The sequence below is a fragment of the Nodosilinea sp. LEGE 06152 genome (genome assembly GCF_015207525.1).
Taxonomy (GTDB): domain Bacteria; phylum Cyanobacteriota; class Cyanobacteriia; order Phormidesmidales; family Phormidesmidaceae; genus Nodosilinea.
On record NZ_JADEWR010000037.1, the window covers coordinates 62284 to 69267 of the forward strand.

General features: G+C 50.5%; 9 protein-coding genes and 1 pseudogene. 2 read left to right on the plus strand and 8 right to left on the minus strand.

The window, feature by feature from the left end; translation table 11 throughout:
* Positions 1–13: 13 nt before the first annotated feature.
* A complete protein-coding gene (locus IQ265_RS28040; RefSeq protein WP_194055110.1) occupies positions 14–385 on the minus strand; it encodes a hypothetical protein in 372 nt (123 codons plus the stop codon).
* A 5-nt stretch (positions 386–390) separates the two neighbouring features.
* Entirely contained in the window at positions 391–699 is a 309-nt protein-coding gene (locus IQ265_RS28045; protein WP_194055108.1) for a hypothetical protein, read from the minus strand.
* A gap of 107 nt (positions 700–806) precedes the next feature.
* Between IQ265_RS28045 and IQ265_RS28050 the strand changes: the two genes are divergently transcribed.
* Complete coding sequence (locus tag IQ265_RS28050) at positions 807–1034, plus strand: helix-turn-helix transcriptional regulator (RefSeq protein WP_194055106.1); 228 nt, start codon at positions 807–809, stop codon at positions 1032–1034.
* A gap of 207 nt (positions 1035–1241) precedes the next feature.
* Here the strand turns inward: IQ265_RS28050 and IQ265_RS28055 are convergent, their stop codons facing one another.
* From IQ265_RS28055 to IQ265_RS28080, 6 genes are all read right to left on the minus strand, one after another.
* Complete coding sequence (locus IQ265_RS28055) at positions 1242–2219, minus strand: hypothetical protein (RefSeq protein WP_194055104.1); 978 nt, start codon at positions 2217–2219, stop codon at positions 1242–1244.
* A 145-nt stretch (positions 2220–2364) separates the two neighbouring features.
* Positions 2365–3318 carry an HNH endonuclease gene (locus IQ265_RS28060; RefSeq protein ID WP_194055103.1) on the minus strand — a complete coding sequence of 318 codons (954 nt, stop codon included), beginning with the start codon at positions 3316–3318 and terminating at the stop codon, positions 2365–2367.
* 16 nt (positions 3319–3334) lie between these two features.
* On the minus strand, positions 3335–3898 hold the full coding sequence (locus tag IQ265_RS28065; protein WP_194055102.1) for a hypothetical protein: 564 nt from the start codon (positions 3896–3898) through the stop codon (positions 3335–3337).
* A 15-nt stretch (positions 3899–3913) separates the two neighbouring features.
* Positions 3914–4363 carry a DNA phosphorothioation-associated protein 4 gene (locus IQ265_RS28070; RefSeq protein ID WP_194055101.1) on the minus strand — a complete coding sequence of 150 codons (450 nt, stop codon included), beginning with the start codon at positions 4361–4363 and terminating at the stop codon, positions 3914–3916.
* A 97-nt stretch (positions 4364–4460) separates the two neighbouring features.
* Complete coding sequence (locus IQ265_RS28075; RefSeq protein ID WP_228037938.1) at positions 4461–5138, minus strand: Uma2 family endonuclease; 678 nt, start codon at positions 5136–5138, stop codon at positions 4461–4463.
* A 45-nt stretch (positions 5139–5183) separates the two neighbouring features.
* Entirely contained in the window at positions 5184–6914 is a 1731-nt protein-coding gene (locus IQ265_RS28080) for an ATP-binding protein (RefSeq protein ID WP_194055100.1), read from the minus strand.
* Here IQ265_RS28080 and IQ265_RS28085 point away from each other — a divergent pair.
* A pseudogene (locus tag IQ265_RS28085) lies at positions 6889–6984 on the plus strand (IS1 family transposase); the annotation flags it as partial. The gene IQ265_RS28080 and the pseudogene IQ265_RS28085 overlap by 26 nt on opposite strands.

Below are 6984 nucleotides of genomic sequence, written 5' to 3' on the forward strand. Positions count from 1 at the left end.
ACCTTTACCGCCCCTATTTCCCTTCGGTTGAAGGCGGTACCTGGCCAAATTTGAGGGTAGCCCAGGCGGTTTGAAAGGTTTCGACGTCGCCGGTTTCTTCAGCGATTTTGAGGTCGCGGATGGTTTCGGCTCGCTGGATGGCGGGGGCTTTGGCGAGGGCGCTGGTTTCAAAGCAGGCTTGTAGGGCCTTGTAGATGCCGGTGCGGCGGCTCATAGTTTGGTATTTGCGCTCGGTGTCGAGGAGTTTGGCGACGAGTTCGAGATACATGGGGTCGTCGTCGCAGAGGGTGGCGAGTATGGCCCACTCGTCGGGGCCGAGGGTGGTGGTGTCGGCGCTGGGGCGGGAATCGTGGAGTTTTTGGCCGGTGATTTCGTGGTCAATCACTGCCGCTATTCTCTGGGCAGGTACTTCACCAACGCCTTCATAACCTCATGGGGCTGGAACTGCAACGGCCTGTCGGCGTTGGGGGCACTGAGAAAGTCTGTCCACTCCAAGATTTCGGCAAAGCCGAGCTGGTGGAGGGCAACGACGATGGAACTGACAGACTGTTTGCTGCCGATAACGAGGATTTTGACAGGTTCGCGGTCGGGGTGGGGGTAGCTGTGGAGTTTGAGGGTGAGTTCGAGGTGGACTGGGCCGGTGGCATCGGGGTTGAGGATGCGGGCACTGTAGCGGGCGGTGGGGGATTGGTCTTGCATAGTCTTGTCAACCACTAGGACGTTGAAAGGCAATTTACCCTGCCCAAAGGTTGACTGTCAACCACTAGGATGTGTCTGGATGGCAGAAACTCTGAAACCATGAACGGATGGGAAAAGCAGGCAAAGCGCTCAAGCAGGTTCTAGAGGATTACAGCATCAGCCAGTTTGCGCTGGCGGTGGCTATGGATGTAGAGCGCAATAACGTCTACCGCTGGGTCAACGAAAAACGCGATCCAACGGCTGAAACAGTTATTGAAATTGTTAGAGCGTTAAAAACTCTCAAGCCTGAAGCAGCGAAAGCTTTTGTAAATCTCTACGTAGGAAATGAGGTTTAATCTACAAGAAGGGGAAAGCTTTCGATGTATTGATCTATGGAGTCATGCTTACTCAAGCAATGCCAATGATGCTATATTATCAGCGGGGGATGTCGAGTGCCTTCCGGCCCAGTAAGCTACCTGGCTAACTTTGATTAGTGCCTAACTAATAATTAGGCAGACCAAGGACGCAATTACTGGCGTCATCTCCCTCAAAATTTCCTCAAATTAATGCTGTTCTTTATAATAAGCGTTTTTAAGCACCACTCTACGCTCCACTTTTTGGCTTAGATGTGCTTCGGATGTCCAGGCTTCTGGATATCTGACTGTTTCTAAAATTTTAAATAGAAAAGTTCTTGGAACCGAATTATTATTATTACTTCCGACATTTATCTTTGCTTTTTCGTACTTTAATAGATGCTCTACCGAGCGGTATACAAATCCATCTTCTCGAAGATAATTAACTGATAGGATTGCATGGGATGAGGGCAATTGTTCTAAGAATCTTTTTAAATACGGGATAGTATTTAGGCTTGCTTCCTTATGCTTAGAAGCTCTTGACTTTCTAAGCATATGTCTCCAACCTAGTCTTGTTAGTTCTATATTTCCCAAGACAGGAGATAAAATGCCTTCCTGAGCTATCTGCCTGTAGCTAGATTTCACATTCTTCCGCCGCTGTGTTAGATGTGTAGTTCGCTTGCGTACAATAATTCCTCCTCCCCCTCTAGACTTCAATGTATATTTACCTGAACATCTAGCTAGGTCGAAAAGCATTGCTGGCGTTATGGAGTGATGCAAGCCATATTCCTGTGATAAATCATTAGAATTTGGGTGAACGTAAGCCCAGAAGCAAGCTGTACTTTCTCTATTTACCCAGACGATACAAATTGGATGACTCGTTCTTTGAGCAGCTATTTTGGCATTTTTCTTAAGAAGAAAACCATCTTTTTTTTGTTCCCCATAACTTTTTCCCGACTTAATCTGGACAAGAATTATGAGACGTTCTCCTAAATACCAAGGGTGCTCACACGAGAGGAATAAGTCAATTTTATCCCCGTCCTCTTCGCGGAAACCCCACCTTATCTCAGCTTGACATGCCAGAACTAACATTGAGGAAGCTAACTTTTCAGCGTCATTCCCATTCTGTGGGTTGTGAGCTCGATCTTGTTTTGGAGTGTTAGGCTTCTTGCCATTAAAAAGATTCATTCTTCGTTTATATTGGTTACTGCTAAATCAAAAGTTTTGAGCAATATAGCTATTTTGGAAGCAATATCTCTTAGCCCACAAAAGCTATAAATTTTCGCTTAATCTACTAGAATAATCATGATTTTCCTTCTGCGAATTTCTCGGATTAGATCAATCCCCATTTCTCTCTATGCCATTTCAACCCCTCCATACTCGGCATAAATCTTCTGTCCTTTGGCAACTCAATTTGCTCCTCCTTGAACCCCATTATTCCCCGACTCTGTACCGGAGCCTCCTCCATAAAACGTTCCTGCGGAATCACAATTCGGTAGTCGTCATCTACACCAAACCAGCCGTGGTCAAAGGCCCAGTGGTGGTTTTTGCAGAGGGCTAGGCCGTTCACAAAGCGATCATCCCGAAACTCAGAGAATGGTTGGATGTGTGCCCCGTCTACAATATTTAGCCCATCCCAACTTACCACTCGCGTTTTACAAAAGGCGCAGCGCTGGTCATACAGCTTCACCACATTCCGCCGAAACGCCGCATTCCGCACAAAAATTCGGTCTTCATCCCGCAGATCTTCAACCTTGTAGGTGGCTCCACCCGAGTCAAACAGACTTTGCTGCACCGATTCAAACTCGTCGTACTTAAACGACTCCGCAATCTCATTACCCTTTTCAGGGAACCAGGCCTGAATCAGGATAGTTGTCAGCTCCGTGCGGCTCTGGGGGTTTTGCAGCAGCGCAAACAGTTCCCCATCCAGGTAGGCATACTTCACCGCCGAGCGCAGCGCAGGCAGCGTGCGAATCTTCACCTTCGCCTGGATAGCCGCCTCAAAGCCAGGGTTCGGCATCAGGTGCCAAAACTTATCCCCCGTCAGGTGAAAAAACGGTAGAGCAATATTCGAGTGGTGGTCGCTAGAGACAAACTGATGCCAAAACTTGAGAAAATTTGCCGTCAACTCCGGCGACAGGTAAACCTCATTGCGGCTAATCAGCCCCTTCTCACACAGATCCAGCACAGTCAGCAGCAAGATTGGCTTGTGGGGCGCAGTGCCACGGGCCTTGTCAACCCGAAGGTTGGCAAACTTCTTAGCGTAGTAGGTCAAACCTTTGGTCAAAATGCTCGACCCTGCATCAGGCTTCCTTCAGCCTGTCTATATACATAGCGTAGGCATCCATAAAGTACCCCGGCGGGTCTTGAAAATCATCAGTTCTCGCAATTTCTTGAATTTCAGCCAGCCGCCCCGGAAACCAGCGGCCCACCAATACAGCTTGCAGACTCTCTCGGCAGGGGGCATCCTGCAAAAAATCAAACAGGTCTTCGTCAACGTAGGCATGGCTAACCGCTTGCTTCACCTCGTAAAGCGTCTTGAGCTTAATCTTTGCGGCCAAAATCGGCTCAAACCCTCGATTCATCACCAAATGCCAAAACTTTCCACTCTTCATGTGAAAGTATGGGCGAGAAATATCGGGGTGGTGATCGGCTGAACCCAGATAGCTCCAGTATTTCAGAAAGGTGTGGTTGAGTTCTGGCGACAGGTCAATACGGTTCTCTGACATTTCGCCCCGCTCAAAGCGCTCTATCACCGCCAGCAGCAAAATTGGCTTGTGGGGAGCCGTACCATGGGCGCGATCAACCCGCAATCGCTGAAACTTCTTGGCGTAGTAGGTAAGTGCTTCTAAATTTGGAACAGGCACCCGTTGAAAAGCGATTTATAGAAAGGACAATAGGTCTAAGTCTTCAGAGCCAAAATCCTTATTAATTGATTGCACAAACAATAAAATCTGTTTTGAAATATCAGCGACTCCGCTAAATTGATTCTCAAGGATCTCAAATCCGCCATTGGCGTATTCTTTAAAGATTTTTGCCTTTGCCTGGATTTGCTCTTCGTCACTACTGAGAATATTTGGGTTTTGGGTTTCTGCAATAGCAATCAGATCCATAAGGCCACGATTCTTAAATTGATCACCTGGTATTGGATCTGGATCACGCCTTGATGCTTGCTCAAATGGCACACGATTTTTTTTGCTAAATCCAAAAGCTGCTGCAAAAGTTACAACATCTGCATAAGTCTGAAACGGCCCGGTCGATCCCTCTCCAGCCCTCAGCGCCTTCACCAGCTTCGCCTTATCCTTCGCCACCTTAATTCGTATATCTGCCATTTTTTTAGAAGTAAATAATAGAGTCTAAGCAAGCAACGGAGCAGCACCAACACCACGCCGCCCTTTACAAATTAGCCGTCATTAACGTCAAGACCATCTAGCCTTCCTCGGTGTTATGGCTAAACAGCTCCAGCAGCCAACGAGTGATGGTTGCATCATCCTCATGCTGCGATCGCTCCAGTGCCATTTCCAGCGTCGACATCGCCAATCCTGGCAACACCCGAGACTCATCGACTTGCCCACTGCGGCGATCGGCAATCTCAAAGGCAATCACCTGGGCTGCCTGCACATCCACCACCCAATATTCGGTGCTGCCTAGCCGCTCATACAGCAGCCGCTTCTTGCCCAGATCGTCATTTAGCGTGGTCGAGGCAATTTCTATCACCAGCTGAGGCGCACCGTGCGTCAACACATCAATCGGTTGATTGTCGCGCGGTGGCAGGTCAAACCCCTGACCTACATAAAAGGCAATATCGGGCTGGGCATCTTGCAAGCCAGTTTTGCGAAACGTGGTGTTGGTCAGCTCCACCATACGCAAGCCCTTCAGCGTGGCATACAGCACCACTAGCGTAGAAACAATCGAGTTTTCCCGTCCGTGTAGTGCACCCAGGGGCGACATTTCTACCCTCATCCAATCAGTATCAAAATAGCAGCGGGCATCCTGTGGCACCCCAGACTCTAACAGCGCCACATACTCTGTCCACGAGGCGGCTACCCATTCATTGCTAACGATGGGTTGTGGTACCGAGGCTGTGCCAACCATAGCGTTCCCCATTGTCATCAGCGGTTTTTCCCCATTGTACTTACCCCATCCACCCCATTACCTCTCCACCTTCACCACCTCCGTCCAAGTAAACTCATTCGGGCTGCGCTTCACCAGCGGGTAGCTGCGCCCGTAGCGCTCCATCTCCTCCAACTCCGCATCCTCCTTCGCCGTGTAGTAGACCAGCACATACTCTGCCCCCACCGCAGGCTCCATCTCCCGCTCCACCTCATTCAGCCACTGGGTCTTGCTCACCAGCACCACCAGCTGATCCGCCAGGGTCGTAATCGCCTCGGCAATGTTGCTACGGTTCCCCGAGTCCAAACTGCCAAAAGGCGAATCCATCACAATCGGAAAGCCGCCCCCATCTAGCCCAATCGTCGAGTGCTTCTTGCTCCAGTAGCGCACCCGCTCAATCACACTGCCAATAAAAGCCAGACTGAGAATTTGATTTTGCCCCGTCGAAACCGCCACCGTTGCCTCGCCATCCAGGTTGGGGTCGATCAGCCGCAGCTCATAGTTCTCCGTCAGCTTCGGCAAGTAGGGCGTAAACGAAATCTTGCGAAAAATCTCCCGCACCTTCAGCTCCAGCACCGCTCGAAACTTGAGATCGACCCGATGCTTTACCTTATTCAGCCGAGCCACTGCATCCTGGGCCGCTTCGATTTGCCGCTTCACGCGAGCCTGTTCTTTATCTTTGGCCTTGTGGGCCTTGATCTGCTTATCGACCTCGGCGATCGCATCCTCTAGCCGCTTAATCTCATCCTTCAGCACCGCATCTTCCCGGTGGCGGGCGGTAATAGCCTGCTCGGTTTCCTCCAGCCGCCGCTCAATGCCCTGCACATTCACATCTTCATTGCCCTTAAGCTGGTCGCGGATGCCGCTGATTTGGTCTTGCAGGCGGGCAATGCGCTGGCGCAGGTTTTCAATGCTGGCTTGCTCCTGGTCAATTTCGGCCCAAAACTCAGGAATCTGCCGCTCCAGGCTTTCTACCTCGCCGCTCATTTTGATCACGGCCTCTTCCACATCCTGTAAGCCCCCTTTCCCCAGCCAAGTCTCCACCTCCCGGCGATTGGGGGTACCAGAGGTAAGCTGAGCACCGCAAATACAGGCTTCTTGGTCGAGTAGATCCTGCACAAACTGGCGCTTGATGCCCGCTGGCAGCTCGCCCTTGCGCCGCAGGTCAGCCGCTAGCTCCTTAAATTGAGTAATGGTGTCGCCCAAAAACACCATATAGCCCCGCGACGAAATGGTGCGTCGCAGGCGATCTTCGCTGCGGGCGAGTTGCTGCTCCAGGTCTTCCATCTGGCTTTGTAAGGTGTCGCGCCGCTGCTGAATTTCTTTCACCTTGTCCAGGTCGCGCAGTTGGGCGCTGTAGCGCTGCTTCAGATCTTCCTGGTTGAGCAGATCCTGCACGATCGCCTCGCGGCGGGTTTCTTTTTGGGCCTTTTCCTCTTCTAGTCCGGTTTTTTCAGACACCAACCGCTTGGTTTCGGTGTCGCCAATATCCCTCAGCTCTTTTTCGAGCTGTTTGCGGGCATAGTCGAGGTGGTTGATGCCCCGCTCCAGCATTTCCACACTCAAGAGGGTTTTAATGGCGGTGGCCATATCGGCCCGGTTTTCGGTTTTGACAATCTGCTCAATCCGCTCCCCATCAAAGAAGAAGTAACGGTGCAGGCTACTGGGCAGTACGCTGCCGATGGCGTCATCAATATCATCTTTTGGCGTTGCATAATTGAGAGATGAGTTAGGGTGATCTGCGATGCAATGTCCAGAATGTGGAGCCACTCACATCCGTAAGAATGGCAAGCGGAAAGGTAAACAAAACCACATCTGTGTAGCCTGCGGTCGTCAGTTT